Source organism: Ruegeria jejuensis (genome assembly GCF_041537905.1).
Lineage (GTDB): Bacteria > Pseudomonadota > Alphaproteobacteria > Rhodobacterales > Rhodobacteraceae > Ruegeria_C.
Map to the genome: position 1 here is coordinate 66,448 of NZ_JBGRUO010000015.1, position 17,507 is coordinate 83,954.

21 protein-coding genes are annotated in these 17,507 nt (G+C 61.0%); 13 read left to right on the forward strand and 8 right to left on the reverse strand.

Annotation, left to right across the window (positions count from 1 at the left end):
* The first annotated feature begins 17 nt into the window (after positions 1-17).
* From AB1E34_RS16900 to AB1E34_RS16910, 3 genes are read left to right on the forward strand one after another with little or no spacing between them, the layout of a single operon-like run.
* Complete coding sequence (locus tag AB1E34_RS16900) at positions 18-797, forward strand: ATP-binding cassette domain-containing protein (RefSeq protein ID WP_372573562.1); 780 nt, start codon at positions 18-20, stop codon at positions 795-797.
* Positions 794-994 carry a hypothetical protein gene (locus AB1E34_RS16905; protein ID WP_372573501.1) on the forward strand — a complete coding sequence of 67 codons (201 nt, stop codon included), beginning with the start codon at positions 794-796 and terminating at the stop codon, positions 992-994. The genes AB1E34_RS16900 and AB1E34_RS16905 overlap by 4 nt, the downstream gene beginning before the upstream one ends.
* A 5-nt stretch (positions 995-999) precedes the next feature.
* Positions 1,000-1,998: a LacI family DNA-binding transcriptional regulator gene (locus AB1E34_RS16910; protein ID WP_372573502.1), complete on the forward strand. Its 999-nt coding sequence runs from the start codon at positions 1,000-1,002 to the stop codon at positions 1,996-1,998.
* Here AB1E34_RS16910 and fliP read toward each other — a convergent pair.
* From fliP to fliF, 4 genes are read right to left on the reverse strand one after another with little or no spacing between them, the layout of a single operon-like run.
* Positions 1,995-2,732: a flagellar type III secretion system pore protein FliP gene (gene fliP, locus AB1E34_RS16915; RefSeq protein WP_372573503.1), complete on the reverse strand. Its 738-nt coding sequence runs from the start codon at positions 2,730-2,732 to the stop codon at positions 1,995-1,997. The genes AB1E34_RS16910 and fliP overlap by 4 nt on opposite strands.
* Positions 2,729-3,016 (reverse strand): FliM/FliN family flagellar motor switch protein, encoded by a 288-nt coding sequence (locus AB1E34_RS16920; RefSeq protein ID WP_372573504.1) that lies wholly within the window; start codon positions 3,014-3,016, stop codon positions 2,729-2,731. Before AB1E34_RS16920 ends, fliP begins: the two co-directional genes overlap by 4 nt.
* A complete protein-coding gene (locus AB1E34_RS16925; protein WP_372573505.1) occupies positions 3,009-3,608 on the reverse strand; it encodes an ABC transporter ATP-binding protein in 600 nt (199 codons plus the stop codon). The genes AB1E34_RS16920 and AB1E34_RS16925 overlap by 8 nt, the downstream gene beginning before the upstream one ends.
* Positions 3,608-5,215, reverse strand: coding sequence for a flagellar basal-body MS-ring/collar protein FliF (gene fliF / locus AB1E34_RS16930; protein ID WP_372573506.1), 1,608 nt, complete (start codon positions 5,213-5,215; stop codon positions 3,608-3,610). Before fliF ends, AB1E34_RS16925 begins: the two co-directional genes overlap by 1 nt.
* Positions 5,216-5,334: 119 nt before the next feature.
* Between fliF and AB1E34_RS16935 the strand changes: the two genes are divergently transcribed.
* From AB1E34_RS16935 to AB1E34_RS16980, 10 genes are all read left to right on the forward strand, one after another.
* On the forward strand, positions 5,335-5,841 hold the full coding sequence (locus tag AB1E34_RS16935; protein WP_372573507.1) for a flagellar basal body-associated FliL family protein: 507 nt from the start codon (positions 5,335-5,337) through the stop codon (positions 5,839-5,841).
* Positions 5,842-5,850: 9 nt separating this feature from the next.
* Positions 5,851-6,255, forward strand: coding sequence for a hypothetical protein (locus AB1E34_RS16940; RefSeq protein ID WP_372573508.1), 405 nt, complete (start codon positions 5,851-5,853; stop codon positions 6,253-6,255).
* Positions 6,252-6,854 (forward strand): MotE family protein, encoded by a 603-nt coding sequence (locus tag AB1E34_RS16945; RefSeq protein ID WP_372573509.1) that lies wholly within the window; start codon positions 6,252-6,254, stop codon positions 6,852-6,854. The genes AB1E34_RS16940 and AB1E34_RS16945 overlap by 4 nt, the downstream gene beginning before the upstream one ends.
* A 31-nt stretch (positions 6,855-6,885) precedes the next feature.
* On the forward strand, positions 6,886-7,755 hold the full coding sequence (gene motA / locus AB1E34_RS16950) for a flagellar motor stator protein MotA (RefSeq protein WP_372573510.1): 870 nt from the start codon (positions 6,886-6,888) through the stop codon (positions 7,753-7,755).
* Positions 7,752-9,908, forward strand: coding sequence for a hypothetical protein (locus AB1E34_RS16955; protein ID WP_372573511.1), 2,157 nt, complete (start codon positions 7,752-7,754; stop codon positions 9,906-9,908). Before motA ends, AB1E34_RS16955 begins: the two co-directional genes overlap by 4 nt.
* A gap of 73 nt (positions 9,909-9,981) precedes the next feature.
* Entirely contained in the window at positions 9,982-10,683 is a 702-nt protein-coding gene (locus AB1E34_RS16960) for a transglycosylase SLT domain-containing protein (RefSeq protein WP_372573512.1), read from the forward strand.
* 10 nt (positions 10,684-10,693) lie between these two features.
* Complete coding sequence (gene flhA, locus AB1E34_RS16965; protein ID WP_372573513.1) at positions 10,694-12,781, forward strand: flagellar biosynthesis protein FlhA; 2,088 nt, start codon at positions 10,694-10,696, stop codon at positions 12,779-12,781.
* Positions 12,781-13,539 carry a flagellar biosynthetic protein FliR gene (locus AB1E34_RS16970; protein ID WP_372573514.1) on the forward strand — a complete coding sequence of 253 codons (759 nt, stop codon included), beginning with the start codon at positions 12,781-12,783 and terminating at the stop codon, positions 13,537-13,539. The genes flhA and AB1E34_RS16970 overlap by 1 nt, the downstream gene beginning before the upstream one ends.
* Positions 13,536-14,624, forward strand: coding sequence for a flagellar type III secretion system protein FlhB (gene flhB / locus AB1E34_RS16975; RefSeq protein WP_372573515.1), 1,089 nt, complete (start codon positions 13,536-13,538; stop codon positions 14,622-14,624). Before AB1E34_RS16970 ends, flhB begins: the two co-directional genes overlap by 4 nt.
* The gene (locus AB1E34_RS16980) at positions 14,621-15,052 is read left to right on the forward strand and encodes a hypothetical protein (protein WP_372573516.1); all 432 of its coding nucleotides are present in this window, start codon (positions 14,621-14,623) and stop codon (positions 15,050-15,052) included. Before flhB ends, AB1E34_RS16980 begins: the two co-directional genes overlap by 4 nt.
* Here AB1E34_RS16980 and AB1E34_RS16985 read toward each other — a convergent pair.
* The 4 genes from AB1E34_RS16985 to flgG are packed head-to-tail and all read right to left on the reverse strand — an operon-like array spanning position 15,046 to position 17,487.
* Positions 15,046-15,537: a flagellar basal body-associated protein FliL gene (locus tag AB1E34_RS16985; protein WP_372573517.1), complete on the reverse strand. Its 492-nt coding sequence runs from the start codon at positions 15,535-15,537 to the stop codon at positions 15,046-15,048. The two genes, AB1E34_RS16980 and AB1E34_RS16985, sit on opposite strands and share 7 nt — an antisense overlap.
* An 11-nt stretch (positions 15,538-15,548) precedes the next feature.
* Positions 15,549-16,286 carry a flagellar basal body L-ring protein FlgH gene (gene flgH / locus AB1E34_RS16990; RefSeq protein ID WP_372573518.1) on the reverse strand — a complete coding sequence of 246 codons (738 nt, stop codon included), beginning with the start codon at positions 16,284-16,286 and terminating at the stop codon, positions 15,549-15,551.
* Positions 16,286-16,702 carry a flagellar basal body P-ring formation chaperone FlgA gene (gene flgA, locus AB1E34_RS16995; protein ID WP_372573519.1) on the reverse strand — a complete coding sequence of 139 codons (417 nt, stop codon included), beginning with the start codon at positions 16,700-16,702 and terminating at the stop codon, positions 16,286-16,288. Before flgA ends, flgH begins: the two co-directional genes overlap by 1 nt.
* Positions 16,702-17,487, reverse strand: a complete 786-nt coding sequence (gene flgG, locus AB1E34_RS17000; RefSeq protein ID WP_372573520.1) for a flagellar basal-body rod protein FlgG — start codon at positions 17,485-17,487, stop codon at positions 16,702-16,704. The genes flgA and flgG overlap by 1 nt, the downstream gene beginning before the upstream one ends.
* Positions 17,488-17,507: the final 20 nt, after the last annotated feature.

Below are 17,507 nucleotides of genomic sequence, written 5' to 3' on the forward strand. Positions count from 1 at the left end.
AAATAAAGCTCCACGACATGGGTGACATCATCCTTGAAACACGCGGCCTGACCAAGCACTACGGTGGTGTGCACGCTCTGGAAGACGCCAATTTCATCCTCAAAAAGGGTGAGCATGTGGCGATCATGGGCGACAACGGCGCGGGCAAATCCACCTTCGTCCGCCAGATCACCGGAGTCGAACAGCGCACACGCGGGACCGTCATCTTCGACGGTCACGAGGTCGATTTCAAAGGCCCGCTGGAGGCCCGCGAGGCTGGCATTGAAACCGTGTTCCAGACGCTGGCCCTGGCCGATCACCTGGATGTGCCCGACAACCTGTTCCTGGGCCGGGAAAAGACCATGTGGAACTGGCTGGGTCCGTTCCGGCGGCTGGATTACAAGGCGATGCGCGCCGATACCATGGCGGCGCTGGAAAAGACTGGCGTCAAGATTCCCAACATCCGCAACACCATCCAGAATATGTCGGGCGGTCAGCGCCAATGTGTGGCGATCGCGCGCACGGCTAGCTTCCATTCCAAGCTGACGATCATGGACGAACCGACCGCAGCGCTGGGCGTTCAGGAAACGGCACAGGTTGAGAACATCGTTCGCACCCTCAAGAAGGCGGGTGAGCCGTTGATCCTGGTCAGCCATAACATGCGGCAGGTCTTTGATCTGGTGGACCGCATCATCGTGTTCCGCCGGGGCCGTATCTGCGCCAATCTCGACATCAAGAACGAGAGCTTCACCGGCGAAGATGTGGTCAGCTACATCACCGGCGCCAAGACCGGCGCGGAATATGAAGGAGTAGCATGAAAAAGCTCGTCGATCTGCAGGACCCCTTCTTTGAACCACTCTGGATCCGAATTGCGGTGGTTGCAGTCGCGGCCGGATGGGGCCTGTTTGAGTTGAGCACGGGCGCACTCTTCTGGGCCGGGGTCTTTCTCGGGTTCGCGGCCATTTGTGCCTGGCGGTTTGCCTCTATTGACTATGGCAAAAAACCGGAAGATTAGGGCGTATGGCCGTTACGCTGAAAGATGTCGCGGAACTTGCGGGCGTGTCACGCTCGGCCGTGTCGCGCACCTTTACCGAGGGCGCCTCGGTGTCTGCCAAGACCCGCAACAAGGTGATGAAGGCCGCATCCGATCTGGGGTTTAGCCCCAATGCGCTGGCCTCATCGCTGACCACCGGCCGTACCAAGATGATTGGCTTGGTCTCGAACAACTTTCACAATCCGATCTTTCTTGAAGTCTTCGATCTGTTCACGCGTGGTCTGCAGGATCGGGGGTTGCGACCGCTGCTGGTCAATCTGACAGATGAAACCGATCCCGAAGCCTCGGTCCGCATGCTGCGCCAGTATTCGGTCGATGGTGTGATTGTAGCCTCGTCCACTTTGCCGCCCGGCTTTGCCACCGCTTTTCGTGAGGCGGGGCTTCCGGTGGTGCATTCCTTTGGTCGCCACACCAGAACGCCGAATGTGGACATACTGGGTATCGACAATATCGCTGCCGGACGTCTTGCCGCGCAAACGCTGATTGCGCGGGGTTATACCGAGCTGGGGTTTCTTGGCGGTCCTGCGGATGCAACATCCACCATCGACCGCGAAAAGGGTTTCCTGCAAGAGATCGCCTCGCGGCCCGGCATTTCCGTCACCTCCAGCTTTGCCGAAAACTACTCTTTCGATGCTGGTCTTGACGGCATGCGGGACCTGCTGGCGGGACAATTGGCCCAGGCCTATTTCTGCGGTGACGACGTTCTGTCCATCGGCGCTTTGGCTGCCTTGCAAGCGGCGGGATTGCGGGTGCCAGAGGATATCGGTTTGCTGGGCCTGAACGACATGAAAATGGCCGCCTGGGCCAATATCAACCTGACGACGATTCATAACCCATTCCCAGAGATCATCGCCGCCTCAATCGATCTGGTCGCAACCCTTGCCGAAGGTGGAACACCACTGCCCGAGGCCCGGCTGTTCGACTGCCATGTTGTCGAGCGCGGCACATTGCGACCTTTGCCCTAAGGCGCGTAGCTGCGGACCAGCGCGGCGGCAATCAGCGACCAGCCATCGGCCACAACAAAGAAGGCCAGTTTGAACGGCAGCGCGACCGAGGCCGGGGGCACCATCATCATGCCCATCGACATCAGCACCGCCGCTACCACCAGATCGATGATCAGAAACGGCATGAAGACCAGAAATCCGATCTGAAAGGCACGGGCGATTTCCGACAGCATGAAAGACGGGATCAGCACCGACAAGGCTGCATCGGGCGTCGGTGCCTCGGCCACGACCTCGGGTCTGAGAGCCGCAAGCGTCTGAAAGGTCTCGGGATCGATCCGTGCCGCCATGAAGCCCCTAAAAGGCTCAATCGCGCGCTGTAAGGCAGGTTCGACCTCCATCTGCTCGTCGATCAATGGTTGGATGGCGTTTTTCCAGGCGTCGGTGAAGACCGGCTCCATCACGAAATAGGTCAGGAACAGCGCGAGGCTGACGATCAGCATATTGGGCGGCGATTGCTGCAACCCGATGCCCTGCCGCAGGATCGCAAGCACGGTGACCAGAAACGGAAAGCAGGTGATCATGATCGCCAGACCCGGCGCGATGCTGAGCACCGTAATCAGCAGAATCAACTGGATCGTACGCCCTGAGACCGACCCGCCCTCGCCCAGCGAGACCGAGATTTCCTGCGCGGCCGCCGGGCCTGCCAGCAGAGTCCCAGCCAGCAGGGTCAGCGCCAGGACGTTGCGTGTACTCATTCCTTGCCATCCGGAATGGTGACGATCTCGATCAGCCTGACCGCCAGTTGCCCGCCCTGATCGCCGTCCAGCTCTTCAAGCTGACCGCGGGCGACCAACTGGTCCCCGACGAACAGTTCCACCGGGTCCTCGACCCGTTTGTCGAGGGTCAGGATGGCGTTCTCGCCCAAACCGATCAGATCCCGTACCAGCGGGCGCGCACGACCGACCGCGACGGTGATCTCGACCGGAACCGAGGTGAATGGCCCGGTGAAATCGGGCTTTGAGGTATGCGGATCATCCATGTCGCGTCTCCGTCTTGGCATGATGCAGGAAGGCGTCGGTCGCCTCGGAAATGGCGTCCAGCAGGGCGGTGCAGTCCAACTCGCGCTCGTCTTTGCCGATGCGCAGGCTGGCCTGACCCTGCGGCAGTGAGGGGTCTTCGATCATCTCGACCGGAAACGAGAACTCGGTGTCCAGCGCGGGCGCGAGTGCTTCAGCCGCACCGGCGGGAACGGTAACGATCGCCGGTTGGCCCGCCTGAGCGCGCGCCATCTCGGTCAATTGTGCGACGATGCGATGCACGAAACTGCGCTCGATGGTTTCGGGCAGGACGGTGTTCATCAGGCTCTGCAACATTGGCTCCAGCGAGGCCACCATCTGCTCCAGCGCCTCTTGATAGGTGAACCCCAGATCCTGCAGCGACTGGGCCAGATCGGCGGAAATACGATCCTGTTCGGCGGTCTGAGCCGCCCCGGCATCGTCCAGACCGGCGGCATATCCCTGTTCGAACGCCGCGCGACGCTGGTCTTCCAACTGCTGCACGGACAGGAGTTGCACAGCCCCTTCGGGCGACAGACTCTGGTCGAAATCCTCAAGTAGATGCGCGATGGACATCAGGCGTTCCCCCGGCTTTCCTCAAGCCAGCTGCGCAGAATCTCGACCGATTCATCCTGGCGGTCACCGACCAGCTCGCGCAGCCGGTCGACCGGCTTTTCGGCCTGATTTGGTAGGGCCGAGACATTCGTCGTCGATGCAAGCGCGGTCTGGGCCGTACCCTGCGGCGTATCTGCGGCCTGGACTTCTCCGGTCAGCGCGGGCAGGTCAGCGGCGTCCGGCGCGCCTGGTTCAGAGTTCAGCGCCAGTTGCGGCGCTGGCAGGGCCGCCGTGCTGGTCAGAATCGGACGGATGACAAAGGCGCCAAGCCCCAATAGAACCAGCGACAGGAACGCCATCTGGACCAGCGGCATTGTCCGCAATCCCAGACTTTGCAGGAAGGATGGTGCGACGGCTTCGGTTCCCTCGGGGGTCGGGACTGGCAATTGCATCGACTTGATCGTTATGACGTCACCGCGTTCAGCGTCAAACCCGACGGCCGAGGCGACAAGCTCGCGCATCGCTTCCAGTTCCTCCTCGGGTCGCGGCGCGCTGGCAAGCACCCCATCCGCGCCTGTGCTTGCCGCCTCGTTAACCAGAACCGCCACGCTGAGCCGCTTGACTGCGCCGGGCAGGCGCAGGATTTCGGTCTCGGTCTCTGACACTTCGTAGTTCACCCGCTCGCGCGTGGAGTTGGCGAGCGATTTTGACGAATCCTCTCCGGCGGCATCGCCGTCCGGCAGGTTCGAGGCAACGGTCACGTCATTGGATTGATTCGACGCGGAATCCGAGCGCTCTTCCAGATCGGTGCTGATGGCCACGCGCCCGTTGGGATCGAACCGCCGCTCGCGCACCGATTCCTGTTCGGTCACCGTATCGACACTGACCTCGACCACCGCATTTCCGCGCCCGACGCGCGCCTCGATCAACCGCAACACGCGTTCGCGCAGCCGGTCGGCGCGGGCATCGGATGTGTCGGCCTGCGAGTTGGCATCAGCCTCGCCGATCAACCCGCCTGCCGCATCGATGACCGCAACATTGTCGACATTCAGCCCGTTGACCGCCGAGGCCACGAGATAGCGAATCGCATCCGCCTGACCCGGCTGGACCTGACCGTTTACCGAGGTGATGAACACCGATGCGGTCGTCTCTGCATCCCGCCGGAACGGCTCTCCCATATTATTCGCGATATGCACGCGCGCCTGGCTGACATGCGGCCCGGCGACAATTGTGCGGGCCAGCTCGCCCTCTTTCGCACGCCAATAGGCAGCATCGAACATGCGTGACGTTGTGCCGAACCCGTTCAGCGAATCGAGCAACTCATACCCGCGCCCGCCATTTGCAGGCAGCCCCTCGCTGGCCAAAGTCAGGCGCAACTGGTCGCGCTGGCCGGAGGGCACGTAAATCGCGCCCGCCTTGACCTCATAGGTCACGCCTTCCTGTTCCAGGGCGCGTACCACCTCGCCCGCCGCCCCGGTTTCGAGATCGGCATAGAGCAACGCCATGGATGGCGTGGTGCTGATTCGGACCAACCCGAAAATGGTGACGGCCATGGCGACAATGGCCGCAATCGCCAACAATTGCTTTCGTTTGTCGAGTCCCGCCCAGACGCTTCCGATCTGCTGCACCCTATCCTCCGTTTGCCGACATCCTGTCTGGCTCGTTCACACTTATTGCGGGTGGCGCTTAACATTCGGTTAGTTCCTGAGAGGGTATGGATTGTTGCGAACAATTCAGGAACCGACGCATGACAGACGCCACAGCAGAAGATGCCGATGAGCCGCCGAAGTCCGGAAAGATGGGTCTCGTGCTGGCGATCCTGCTAACCGTGGTTGGCGGCGGGGGCGGGTTTTATCTGGCCAGTTCGGGGAAGGTTCCGCTGCTTGGCGGGAAGAAAGCAGAGCACGCCGATACAGACACCAAAGATGGCTCATCAAAGGGGTACAAGGCGGTCGAGGTCGCCTTTGTCGATCTGCCTCCGGTTCTTATCTCGCTCGACAGCACAAGCGGCACACGGCATCTGCGCTTTCATGCCCAGGTTGAGGTCGAAACCAGGTATCAGGCCGAGGTCGAGGCGATCATTCCGCGCCTGGTCAACGTGATGAACAGCTATCTCAGAGCGCTCTCGCTGGCAGAGTTGCAGGACCCGCTGGCCCTGCCACGGCTGCGGGCACAGTTGCTGCGTCGTCTGTCGATCGTCAGTGGCGAAGGGCGGGTCCGCGACCTGCTCGTCATGGAATTCATCTTGAACTAGGAGGGGCAGGTGCAGGTAATTGCCGATATTCTACTGGCCGCCGGCGCATTTGGTGCAGGATTTTATTGTTTCATTCTGTCGCGACGGCTGAAGCGGTTCAGCGATCTGGAAAAAGGGGTCGGGGGCGCGGTTGCGGTCCTGTCCGCGCAGGTCGAGGATCTGACCAAGACCGTTGATACGGCCCGTGCCGCTGCCGGAAGCTCTGGTGCTGAATTGCAAGAGCTGACCCGCAAATCCGAATCGGTTGCGCATCGGTTGGAGCTGTTGATCGCTTCCTTTCAGGACGTCGCACCAGCAGACGAGGCGCCGGTTCAGCCTCCCGCACCGCCGCCAACCCCGAAGGGCAAAAAGACGCCCGCGCCGGGCCTTTTGTTTCAGCGCAACGCTCAGGGCGTTGATGAGGTCGCGCCATGACGGCCTTCGTCAATCCACCATTTGAGCCCCGCCGCGCCCGGGTCGGAACATTGTTTCTGATCACGCTGTTCCTGCTCGGCTCAGCAATCGTGCGAATCGGCCTGCATGCCGACCCGGCTATTGCGCGCGAGACCACCCCAGAAGAGGCAGATGGGCACGGGTCCGGGGCGGCTCCGGCGCTTGTGGCAGAGGCCCATTTGCAACCGGTGCTCGCCGCATTTGAAGAGCGCGAAACCCGAATCGCGCGGCGCGAAATGCAGCTTGAGGATCGGCTCAAGGCGCTGGACATCGCCGAGCGCGCGATTGAGGCGAGGTTGGTCGAGCTCACCGCAGCCGAAGAGGCCTTGCGCCAGACACTCGCCTTGGCAGACGGCGCTGCCGAGGGCGATCTGGGTATTCTGACCGAGGTATACGAGAACATGAAACCGAAAGAGACCGCCGCGCTCTTCGAAGAGATGGACCCCGCCTTTGCGGCCGGTTTCCTGGCCCGAATGACGCCGGAATCCGCAGCCAAGGTGATGTCCGGGCTCAGCCCGACGGCGGCGTATACGGTCAGCGTCGTCCTCGCCAGCCGCAACACATCCGTCCCCAGAGAGTGACTCGCAAGATGTACAAGATCGGAGGTTTCGCATGATTGGTATTCTTGGGATCGTCATCATCTTTGTGATGGTTTTTGGCGGCTACCTTGCTGCGGGCGGTAAGATGGCCATTATCCTCAAGTCCCTCCCGTTCGAGATGATGATGATCGGGGGCGCGGCAATTGGCGCCTTTCTGATCGGCAATGACAAGGGCGGCATCAAACACACGCTCCAGGATATCGGCAAGGTGTTCAAGGGCGTCAAATGGAAGCCCGAGGATTACCGCGAATTGCTCTGCCTGCTCTTCGCCCTGATCCGCATTGCAAAGCAGAGCCCGGTCGATCTGGAACAGCATATCGAAGATCCGCAAGCCTCAGCGCTGTTCTTCAAATACCCCAAAATTCAGGCCGACAAGGAGGCCGTCGCACTTATCTGCGACACGCTCCGCTCGGCATCCATGAACTATGACGACCCGCATCAGGTCGAAGAGGTTCTGGAAAAACGCATGGAGGCCAATCTGCATCATGCGTTGCACTCAAGCCATGCCCTGCAGACGATGGCCGACGGCCTGCCTGCCCTTGGCATCGTTGCCGCCGTTCTGGGCGTGATCAAGACCATGGGCTCGATTGATCAGCCGCCCGAAGTTCTGGGAAAACTGATCGGCGGCGCGCTGGTCGGGACCTTTCTGGGCGTTTTTCTGGCTTATGGTCTGGTCGGGCCCTTTGCTGCCAAGGTCAAGGCGGTGGTCGAGGAAGACAGCCACTTCTACCAGCTGATCCGCGAGGTTCTGGTGGCAAATTTGCACAACCATGCCGCAAGCATCTGCATCGAAGTGGGTCGCCAAAACACGCCCGCACATTACCGGCCCGACTTTGCCGATCTCGAAGAAGCCCTCAAATCGATAAAGCAGGAAGCGGCATGACCCGTGCAGTCGCCTGCGGATTGAGTGCAATCTTCCTGGCCGGAGCTTTACAGGCTGAGCCACTGGTGGTCAGGTCAGGGGATCATGGAACCTTCACGCGTCTGACGGTCGGTCTTCCGACCGGCGCGCGGTGGGAGATTGATCAGATCGGCGATATCGCCCGACTGACCCTGGATGCGCCATCCATCACGTTTGACATCAGCGAGGTGTTTTCGCGGATCGGTCGCAACCGGCTGAAACAGATTGAGCAAGCCACCGAGGGTGCGCCTCTGATGCTGGAATTGAGTTGCGAATGTATGGTGACTGCCTTCGAAGAGGGCAATACCTTGCTGGTACTCGATATTCGCCCTGGTCGGCCTGCCGTAGTAGAGAAAGTCGAACTGCCGATCGTCTTTGACCTGCTCGAAAAACCCGAGATCGAGTTTGAGATCCCGCCCGAGATTAAGCGGACGAATGCACCGCACAAAGAGGCCGCCGCCCCACTCGTCGCGGTGGAAGGGGCGGTCATTCAGTCACAGGTGGATCGCGCGATCGCACAGGGTCTTCTTGCCCCGACGGCCAATCACCGCGCGCAATCTGGCCTCGATCAGCTACAGGCTCTGCAGAGAGTGCTGGACAATCAGACCATGAATATCCGAGCCACCACGGTCATAGATCGCGATCTGGACGGGGTCGTTGATGGTATTTCGGCGCAGCTTCGACAGACCCAATGCCTGAAAGATGACCGGCTGGATATCGGGAAGTGGGGCGACGATGCGACCTATGCCGGTTTGGGCGAAATGACATTGCGGATTTACGGCGAATTCGATCGCCTTGACCGTGATGCCGTGCGACAGCTTGCAAAATCGCAACTCTATCTCGGCTTCGGAGCGGAGGCTGCCGCAACGCTCGGGTTGGACCCGACCAGCGCCGATCAGGTCCCGGAGCTGACCTCCATTGCTATGGTGATAGACGAGAGGCCACAGTCTGCGCCTCCGGTCTTTGCCGGGCAGCAAGCCTGCGAGGGATTGGTCGCATTCTGGGCGCTGTTGACCGATCAGAACCTGTCCGATGACGCTGATGTCGAGGCGGTATTGAACGGCTATTTTGCTTTGCCGGAACATTTGCGGGGCCATCTGGGCCCCCGCGCAGCCGGCTATCTGATCGAGGATGGCATGACCGATATGGCACAGATCATGATGCGGCGTGCGACACCCAATCCCGACGAGGACACAGTCGCGGCGCGGATGGTTCAAGCAAAGCTATCCGAGGTCTCTGGGAATGCCAGAAAGGAAATGACCCAGCTCGAAGAGGTGATCCGCGACCGCTCGGACCCACCAGAGGCACCTGTTGCGCTGATCGAACTGGTTGAAACGGCATGGGAAAACCGCCTTGGTGTAGACGAAGAAAACGTGATGCTCACTGCGGCCTTCGCGCAGGAATTCAGAGGGTCGAATTTGGGGCCAAGATTGTGGCAAGCCCATATCCTCGCCCTCGCGCTCAGCGGAAATTTCGATGAGGCGTTCGGCCATCCGCAGATGCGGCAGGCCACCGACTCGGCAGAGGTGAGCGAACTGCGCCAGAAATCCCTGACCTTGTTGGTGGAACACGCGGCGGATATCGCCTTTCTTGTCCACGCGACCGATCAGTCCAACGCGCAAGTCCAGGCAATGGACCCGCAATTGCGCATCGCGGTGGCGCGTCGTTTGGAGCAGTTGGGTTTCTCCAAGCAGGCCATGAAATATCTGGATTTGCCAAAATCGGCGGGATCTCCGATGGTGGCAAGTTTGCTGCGCGCCCGGTCCACGCTGGATGCCGGATTGCCGCGCCGCGCCTTGCTGGAATTGTCAAATGCCGATGGCGAAGAGGCACAGCGTCTTCGGGCCGAGGCGCTTGCAAGGAGCAATGAACTTGTCTCTGCCGCGGCGATTTATCAGGAATTGGGCGAAGTGGACGCCGCAGCAAGGTCGCTCTGGATCAGCGAAGAATGGGGGGCGATCCCGGAAGAGGCCAGCCCGATGTATCGAGAAGCCGGGCAGCTATCGACCGGCCTGTCGCAAGAGCCTGCGGTGCCGGGCACCCCGACATTGGGCGCGGCGCAGGCGGTGGTCGAAACAGCGCGCGACACTCGTACCCGGATCGAGGGCCTGCTTGCAGTCATCGAACGCCCCTGACCTGGGCCGGTTACGAATTATCAATTCCGCCGCAATAGCGTGACAGAACAGAATGTTCAGACGGTTTCACAGAATGTCCATCGACACAAAGCCAGCGTTAAGCGGCTTTCTTTTATTCGTCTTTGTCATGGGGCTGATCGCCACACCGGCGACTGCCCTGCGCCCGGGACAACTTGCGGCGCAATGTGACCGAGCGGCGATCGGCGCGGCGCAAAGATATGGCGTGCCCGAAACCGTCATGCTGGCGATCACACGTGTTGAGACGGGTCGAACCAGAGACGGGGCTTTGGCCCCCTGGCCCTGGGCGATCAACATCGGCGGCAAGGGGTACTGGTTTCAAACGCGGCATGAGGCGCAGAGCTTTGTGTTCAAGCATTTCGTGAACGGCGCGCGCAATTTCGATGTCGGCTGTTTCCAGATCAACTACCGCTGGCACGGCAACAAGTTCCGTTCGATCGAGGAGATGTTCGATCCGCAAAAGAACGCCGATCACGCCGCCCGGTTTCTGCTGGACCTGCACAAGGAGTTTCGCGACTGGACCGCTGCCGCTGGTGCATATCACTCGCGCACGCAATGGCGGGCAGAGCAATATGCCGCGCGTTTCAGGGATGTGGAGGCGCAACTGCCCGATGGCTCGGGTGAGGATCGGCAAAAAACGGCGTCAAAGGGGTCCATCCGGGCGGCCCTGCCGCTGACACAGGGGACATCACCGCAACTGGGCTCGCTCGTGCCGACCGGCAACGATGTGGGCGCGTCTTTTCTTGCGCTGAATTGAGGTCTCGCCCATGCCGAAAATAAACAGCAGTGCCCTGTTCAGCCCGACGGTTTTGCTGGCGCTTTCGCTTATGGCGGTCATCGTCATGATGATCTTGCCGATGCCTGCCTGGATTCTGGATATTGGTCTGGCCGCGTCTTTTGCGCTGGCAATCCTGATCTTCACGATCACCCTTTTTATCGAACGACCACTGGATTTTTCGTCCTTCCCCACCATCCTGCTGGCGTCGCTCATGCTGCGCCTGTCACTCAACGTGTCCTCGACCAAGCTGATCATCGGCGAGGGTCACACGGGGACCAGCGCGGCGGGTGGCGTGATTGAGGGGTTTGCCCATTTCGTCATGGGCGGCAGCATTTTTCTGGGCCTGGTGGTGTTCGGCGTTCTGCTGATCGTCAATTTCATGGTGATCACAAAAGGTGCCGCGCGCATGGCCGAGGTTGGCGCACGCTTTGCACTGGACGGTATGCCCGGCAAACAATTGGCAATCGACAGCGACATGTCTGCCGGCGCGATCGACCATGCCGAGGCCAAGGAGCGGCGCGAACGGGAACAGCAGGAAACCACATTCTTCGGCTCGCTGGATGGGGCGTCAAAATTCGTCAAGGGCGACGCGGTGGCAGGCCTGCTGATCACCCTGCTCAATCTGGTCATGGGCCTGATCATGGGCGTCGTCGTGCATGACATGCCGGTCTCTTCGGCGTTTGAAAGCTATGCGATCCTGACGGTCGGGGACGGGTTGGTGTCGCAAATACCGGCGGTGATCATCTCCATCGCATCGGCGCTGCTTCTGGCGCGCGGGGGAACCCATGGCGCAACCGATACAGCCCTGCTTGCGCAATTGAGCCGACACCCCGCCGCCTTGGCCACGGTTGCCGTGCTGATGGCGCTTTTTGCGTTGGTGCCCGGCCTGCCGTTTCTGCCCTTCATTCTGGGCGGGGCGGTGTTGGGATTTGCGGCGCGCAAAATGCATCTAAGGGCGGCGCTGGCCGCGGACCAGGCCACAACCGAAGAAGAGGTGCAACAGGACGCGCCGCGCATGTCGCTGGGGGATATTCTGGATCTCGACGACGTACATCTGGAGTTTGCCCCCGATCTGGTTGCGATGGTGCTGGACCCGGGGACCGGGCTGGACGCGCGGATCGCCAATATGCGCAATCATGTGGCTTCGGTCTATGGGCTGATCCTGCCCGACATTCGCTTGACCGATAAGGCCGAACTGCCTGCGGGTACATACATCATCAAGGTGCAAGGCGTTGAACAGGTCCGGGGTGTGCTGCATCCTGATCTGGTGCTTGCACTGGTGCCAGATGGGGCCGATGCGCTGCCCAGCGGACCTGACGTGGCGGAACCTGTTTATGGCGCACCGGCGCGCTGGATTGCGCCCAAGGATCAGGATGCCGCAGCAGTGGCCGGGGCGACGCTTGTTACCCCGCCCGAAATCCTCGCTACCCATCTGCTTGAGGTGATCAAGCAGAACTTCGCACGCCTTCTGACCCTGAAATCACTGCGTCGGCTGCTGTCTGAGATGACGCAGCTCAGCGACGCCACCCGCGCCGAGGCGAACCGCAAAATGCTGGATGAGTTGATTCCCGACAAGGTGCCGATCGACTGCCTGCACTCGGTCCTGCGCCTGCTGCTAGAGGAGAGGGTCTCGATCAGAAACATGCCGCTGATCCTGGAAACGATAGCAGAGGCGCGGGTATCGACCACCCAGCCGGAAAACATCTGCGAGTTGGTGCGCCAGCGTCTGGGCTTCCAGCTGGTGGCGGACATGAAACGCGAGGATGGCACGATCCCGCTGGTTCAACTTGCCCCGGAATGGGAGGATACCTTTACCAGCTATCAGCTCGACGGGGTGCCGTCCGGCCATGACATCGCGCTGCCGCCCGACCTCTTTAGTCGCCTCGGCGAAGGGGTCACCGAGCAGTTCGATCAAAGCTCGCGGCAGGGGGTCTTCCCGGCGCTGGTGACCTCGACCCGACGGCGGCGGTTTCTGCAAACCATCATGCGCGCGCGCGGGCTGGCCAACCCGGTGCTGTCCTTCGAGGAAATCGGACTGGAGGCGCGACCCTCGCTGGTCGGCGTCGTCGCGGCCTGATGGAACTCCTGTCAGATCGTCTGAGCGCCGAGGCCACGCATCTGCTCATGGTGTTTCTGCGCGTCGGCGCCGCGGTTTCGCTGTTTCCCGGTTTCGGGGACAGGACCCTACCCGCACGTATGAAACTCGCAATCGCTCTGGTCTTCTCGCTGATCGTCACCCCGGCCACCCCGGGTCCGGGCATTCTGAGCTTTGCGCAGATTCTGAGCATCGGCGGTGCCGAGATTCTGACCGGCCTTGTGTTCGGATTGGCGCTACGATTGCTGGTCCTGGCGCTGCAAACGGCAGGGTCCATTGCCGCACAATCGACCTCGCTGTCGCAAATTCTGGGCGGTATGGCGGCAGAGCCGATGCCCGCGATGGGCCATGTTCTGGTCCTGTCCGGCATCACCCTCGCCATGGTGCTTGGCCTGCATGTCCGGGTGGCGGAATACCTGATCCAGTCCTACACCCTGCTGCCGACCGGCAGCGCCATCGCCCCGCGGGATCTGGCAAGCTGGGGCACCGGCCAGGTGGCGCGCATGTTCGCGCTTGCGCTGTCGCTGGCGGCCCCGTTCGTGATCGCATCGCTTGTCTACAATCTGGCTCTGGGGGCTATCAACCGCGCCATGCCTCAACTGATGGTGGCCTTTGTGGGCGCACCCTTCATCACATTCGGAGGGTTGTTTTTGTTGTTCGCCGGCGCGCCATTGTTGCTGATGCTGTGGCACGACGCCTTGCTGCAAACCCTTTCTGATCCATTGGGGGCACCACCATGAGCGGTCACGAGGAAGGGGAAGACAAGTCATTTGAACCAACGCCGCGCAAGTTGCAGAAAGCGCGTGAGAAGGGCGAGCTCGCCCGCTCCGCTGACCTGAACATCGCGGCGGTTTACGGCGGCTTTATCCTCACCCTCTTTGTTTTTGGCGCGTCCATGGTCGATCAGGCCGGAACCGCGATGAGCGTCCTGCTCGGGCAATCCGATCAACTGTCCCAGATGATCTTTGACGGTCCGGCACAGGCCCCCATCGGAGGGTTGCTGAAGACGATGAGTGTCGCGATTCTGCCGCTGTTCCTGTTGCCAGCCGCAGCCGTGATCCTGTCTGTTGTCGCCCAGCAGGCCTTTGTGGTCGCGCCTGCGAAGATCAAACCGAAGCTGTCCAAAATCTCCCTGATCTCAAATGCCAAGAACAAGTACGGGCGCAGCGGTTTGTTCGAGTTCGCCAAGAGCTTTCTCAAGCTGGTGACCTATGGGCTTTGTCTGGCGCTGTTTTTGAAGGCGGATCTGAACGCCATTCTGACGTCGGGTGCCGCCGGTGCCCGCCCGGCCGTGGTGGCGATGATGGCGACGGTACTGCAATTCCTGATGATCGTTTTCGTGATCGCGCTGGCGATCGGGAGTATCGACTTTCTGTGGCAGCGCGCCGAGCATCTGCGCAAGAACCGGATGACCAGAAAGGAGTTCACCGACGAGATGAAGGAATCCGATGGCGATCCGCATATGAAGAACAGCCGCCGTCAGCGCGGCCAGGAAATCACGATGAACCAGATGGTCCAGGATGTTCCGGATGCGGATGTGGTGATCGTGAACCCCACCCATTTTGCGGTGGCCTTGAAATGGTCGCGACTGCCGGGGTCCGCACCGATCTGTGTCGCAAAGGGCGTCGACGAAATCGCGGCGGTCATTCGTGAAACCGCGATCTCTTCGGGGGTGCCGATCCATTCCGATCCGCCGACCGCGCGCAGCCTGCATGCCAGTGTTGAGATCGGGCAAGAAATCGACGCCGTGCATTACCAGGCCGTCGCAGCCGCGATCCGGTTCGCCGAAAAGATGCGCAAGAAAGCCAAGGGGCGGGTCAATTGAAGGCAGGAAAGCTCGATAGATTGGTCCGTGCGAGCGAGGCTCAGTATCTTCTCGAATATGAAAAGATCAGGTCTCTTGTTGAACGCGAGGCGACCATCAGTCACCGGCTGGCCGAATTGGCCGGGCACAGCCGGCGTGCCTGCGAGACCGATACCGGCTATGCCCAAAGCGGTGCGCATGCCCGCTGGGAAAGCTGGGCAGGCCAGATGGCGGCGGTCTTGAACACCGAGCTGGCGCAGATTCGGGTCCAAAGGCAAAGCCTCGACGCCCAGATGCGCAAGGCTTTTGCGCGCCATTCGGCGCTCAAAGAATTGGACAAATCAAATATTTCGCGCCGAAAGCAAGAGCGTTTGGGGGCAAAAGCCGTTCAATTGGAACAATTAGCGATTCTCTGCGCGTCCAATAGCCGGGATGTGCCCGGTCAATAATTGTCCTGCCGGGCGATATCGACGATCAAAACCGCGTGCACCACATCAGGACCCAATTCGTGCCGGGCGGCATCCAACAGGGCCTGCCGCAGGGGGTCCAGCTTGCCCGACATCGTGAAGGCACCATCGAACCCGCCGGTATTGGCATGGTCGAACAGAACCTGCAGGAAGGCATCCCGCAGCTTGGGTTCACGCGCATAAAACAGCTCGCTTGTGCCGGGTGCTGCTTCGAGGCTCAGCGCCAGATTGGCCAGACCCGCCAAATGTTCTCCATCCAGAAGCGGGACCACGAACTGCTTGCTCATCTTGAGGAATTCATGATCGCCGGACGTGGCCTCAGGTTGCGATTTCTCTTTCTTCTTTTCCGGGGCATCCTGTTCGGCTTCGACCTGCGCCTCTTTCTGCCCTCCGGTCAGCGCAGATCCGGCAAAGATCCCGAGGGCAACCCCGACCAGTGGCAGGATGAACAAAAGCAATTTACGCATGATCGAATTCCTCAGAAGGGCAGAACGGCGTCCAGCACCTGCTGGCCATAGCGCGCCTGCTGGGCGTCGGTAAGCTGGCCCCTACCACCATAGGACACCCGGGCCGAGGCAATCTTGTCATAGGTGATCTGGTTTTGCCGCGAGATGTCTTCGGGGCGTACAAAGCCCGACACCAGCAATTCACGCAGCTCGAAATTGACCCGCAGCTCCTGCGAGCCGCTGATCGACAGCACCCCGTTCGGCAGGACGTCAACCACCGTGGCCGCAACGCGCAGCGTCAGCTTTTCCTTGCGTTTGACCGAACCCTGGCCGGTGTTTTTGCTTTGGCTGTCGATCGCAACCGCATCCGCAAGCGAGGCCCCTTCGGGCAGCTTGTCCTGCAACCGCTGCGGCGCGCCGAAGAGTTCGGCGACCTCTAGCGATTCCGAACCGCCGCGGGATCGTTTGGTGCCGTTCGAAATCTCGGCCTTTTCGTCGATTTCGATCACCACCGTCAGGATGTCGCCCTTTTTCATCGCCCGCCGGTCGCCGAGCAGGGACCTCTGGCCGCCGCTCCAGAGCGAGGATTGATCGACCCTGCGCTGGTCGGGGGCATGCAGCGGCAATCCCGGCCACAACATCGCGACCTGTTCGGGGGAATCCTCGTTATCCGACAGGCTGGGCGGGCGCCCGAGATGGTCGAGCCGACCGCAGGCGACCTGCAGCATGCCAAAGCTCAGAAGAAGAAGCGCGGGTTTGGACAGTTTCATCAATCTACCTCGATGCGGCCATCTGCCAGAATCCGGCCGGACAGGGTGGTGCGTGATGCCAGGTTCATCACACGGATCGTGTCGCCCGCAGCGCCGCGCCCCAGCGCGCGGCCATCGGCGGTGATGGTGAGGCCGCTTTGCACGAAGACCAGCGACACCAGATCGTTGCGATCCACGATGGCAGGCGGCACAACGTCACCCGCGCGAATGGGGCGGCCCGGATAGAGCGTCACGCGCGCCTCATAGCCCACCACTTCGGCGGGATGCGCGTAGACGCCCGGCATCTCTCCGGGTTCCTGAACCAGATCGGTAGGCGCGATCAGTTCCTTGGCGCGGATCGTGCGATTGGGTGTGACGATATCGGCCTGCACAGGCAGGGCGGCGAGCAGTCCGACGATTGCGAGAAACCTGATCATCATCGCACCTGCGTGGTGGCGCCCATCATCTGATCGACCGCTGAAATCACCTTGGCATTCATCTCGTAGCCGCGCTGCGCCTCGATCAGTTCGGTGATCTCACGCACGGCATCAACCGAGCTGTCCTCAAGATATCCCTGCCGCAAGGTGCCCAGCCCGTCTTCGCCCGGGGCGGCGACGGTGGGCGCGCCGGAGGCTTCGGTCTCGCGGAACAGGTTGCTGCCGACCGCCTCAAGCCCCTTGGCGTTGGTAAAGCTCGACAGGTTGAGCTGGCCCAGTAACTGCCCTTCGGCGGTGTCGTCAAAATAGGCATAGACCTCACCGGCGCCGTTGATGGTGATCGATCTTGCATCTTCGGGGATGGTGACCTCCGGGGTGACCGGAAAGCCATCGGATGTAACGATCAGGCCATCGGCAGAACGTTTCAGGCTGCCATCGCGGGTATAGGCTGTCGCGCCCGAGGGCAACGTGACCTCAAGATATCCGCGCCCGTCGATGGCCACATCCAGCTCATTGCCAGTGGCCGACAACGCGCCTTGCTGAATATGCATCGACACGGCTGCGGGCCGCACGCCAAGGCCAAGCTGCACGCCGGTTGGCAGCAGTGTTCCGTCCGAGGCGTTCACACTGCCGGGCCGTACCATCTGCTGATAGTGCAGATCGGCGAACTCCGCCCGGCGGGCGTTGTAGCCAGTGGTGTTCATATTCGCGAGGTTGTTCGAAATCGTCTCGACCCGCATCTGCTGGGCGGTCATGCCGGTGGCGGCAATTTTCAGGGCACGCATCGGTCGCTCCTTCCTTGTGA

What these genes read in the sequence shown, in the direction of transcription:
- AB1E34_RS16935 (WP_372573507.1), top strand. Translation starts at nt 5,335, where the DNA reads ATGACAGACGCCACAGCAGAAGATGCCGATGAGCCGCCGAAGTCCGGA.
- AB1E34_RS16970 (WP_372573514.1), top strand. Translation starts at nt 12,781, where the DNA reads ATGGAACTCCTGTCAGATCGTCTGAGCGCCGAGGCCACGCATCTGCTC.
- AB1E34_RS16920 (WP_372573504.1), bottom strand. Translation starts at nt 3,016, where the DNA reads ATGGATGATCCGCATACCTCAAAGCCCGATTTCACCGGGCCATTCACC.
- AB1E34_RS16910 (WP_372573502.1), top strand. Translation starts at nt 1,000, where the DNA reads ATGGCCGTTACGCTGAAAGATGTCGCGGAACTTGCGGGCGTGTCACGC.
- flgG (WP_372573520.1), bottom strand. Translation starts at nt 17,487, where the DNA reads ATGCGTGCCCTGAAAATTGCCGCCACCGGCATGACCGCCCAGCAGATG.
- AB1E34_RS16955 (WP_372573511.1), top strand. Translation starts at nt 7,752, where the DNA reads ATGACCCGTGCAGTCGCCTGCGGATTGAGTGCAATCTTCCTGGCCGGA.
- AB1E34_RS16905 (WP_372573501.1), top strand. Translation starts at nt 794, where the DNA reads ATGAAAAAGCTCGTCGATCTGCAGGACCCCTTCTTTGAACCACTCTGG.
- AB1E34_RS16985 (WP_372573517.1), bottom strand. Translation starts at nt 15,537, where the DNA reads ATGCGTAAATTGCTTTTGTTCATCCTGCCACTGGTCGGGGTTGCCCTC.
- flgH (WP_372573518.1), bottom strand. Translation starts at nt 16,286, where the DNA reads ATGAAACTGTCCAAACCCGCGCTTCTTCTTCTGAGCTTTGGCATGCTG.
- AB1E34_RS16900 (WP_372573562.1), top strand. Translation starts at nt 18, where the DNA reads ATGGGTGACATCATCCTTGAAACACGCGGCCTGACCAAGCACTACGGT.
- AB1E34_RS16945 (WP_372573509.1), top strand. Translation starts at nt 6,252, where the DNA reads ATGACGGCCTTCGTCAATCCACCATTTGAGCCCCGCCGCGCCCGGGTC.
- flhA (WP_372573513.1), top strand. Translation starts at nt 10,694, where the DNA reads ATGCCGAAAATAAACAGCAGTGCCCTGTTCAGCCCGACGGTTTTGCTG.
- AB1E34_RS16925 (WP_372573505.1), bottom strand. Translation starts at nt 3,608, where the DNA reads ATGTCCATCGCGCATCTACTTGAGGATTTCGACCAGAGTCTGTCGCCC.
- AB1E34_RS16960 (WP_372573512.1), top strand. Translation starts at nt 9,982, where the DNA reads ATGTCCATCGACACAAAGCCAGCGTTAAGCGGCTTTCTTTTATTCGTC.
- motA (WP_372573510.1), top strand. Translation starts at nt 6,886, where the DNA reads ATGATTGGTATTCTTGGGATCGTCATCATCTTTGTGATGGTTTTTGGC.
- fliP (WP_372573503.1), bottom strand. Translation starts at nt 2,732, where the DNA reads ATGAGTACACGCAACGTCCTGGCGCTGACCCTGCTGGCTGGGACTCTG.
- flgA (WP_372573519.1), bottom strand. Translation starts at nt 16,702, where the DNA reads ATGATCAGGTTTCTCGCAATCGTCGGACTGCTCGCCGCCCTGCCTGTG.
- flhB (WP_372573515.1), top strand. Translation starts at nt 13,536, where the DNA reads ATGAGCGGTCACGAGGAAGGGGAAGACAAGTCATTTGAACCAACGCCG.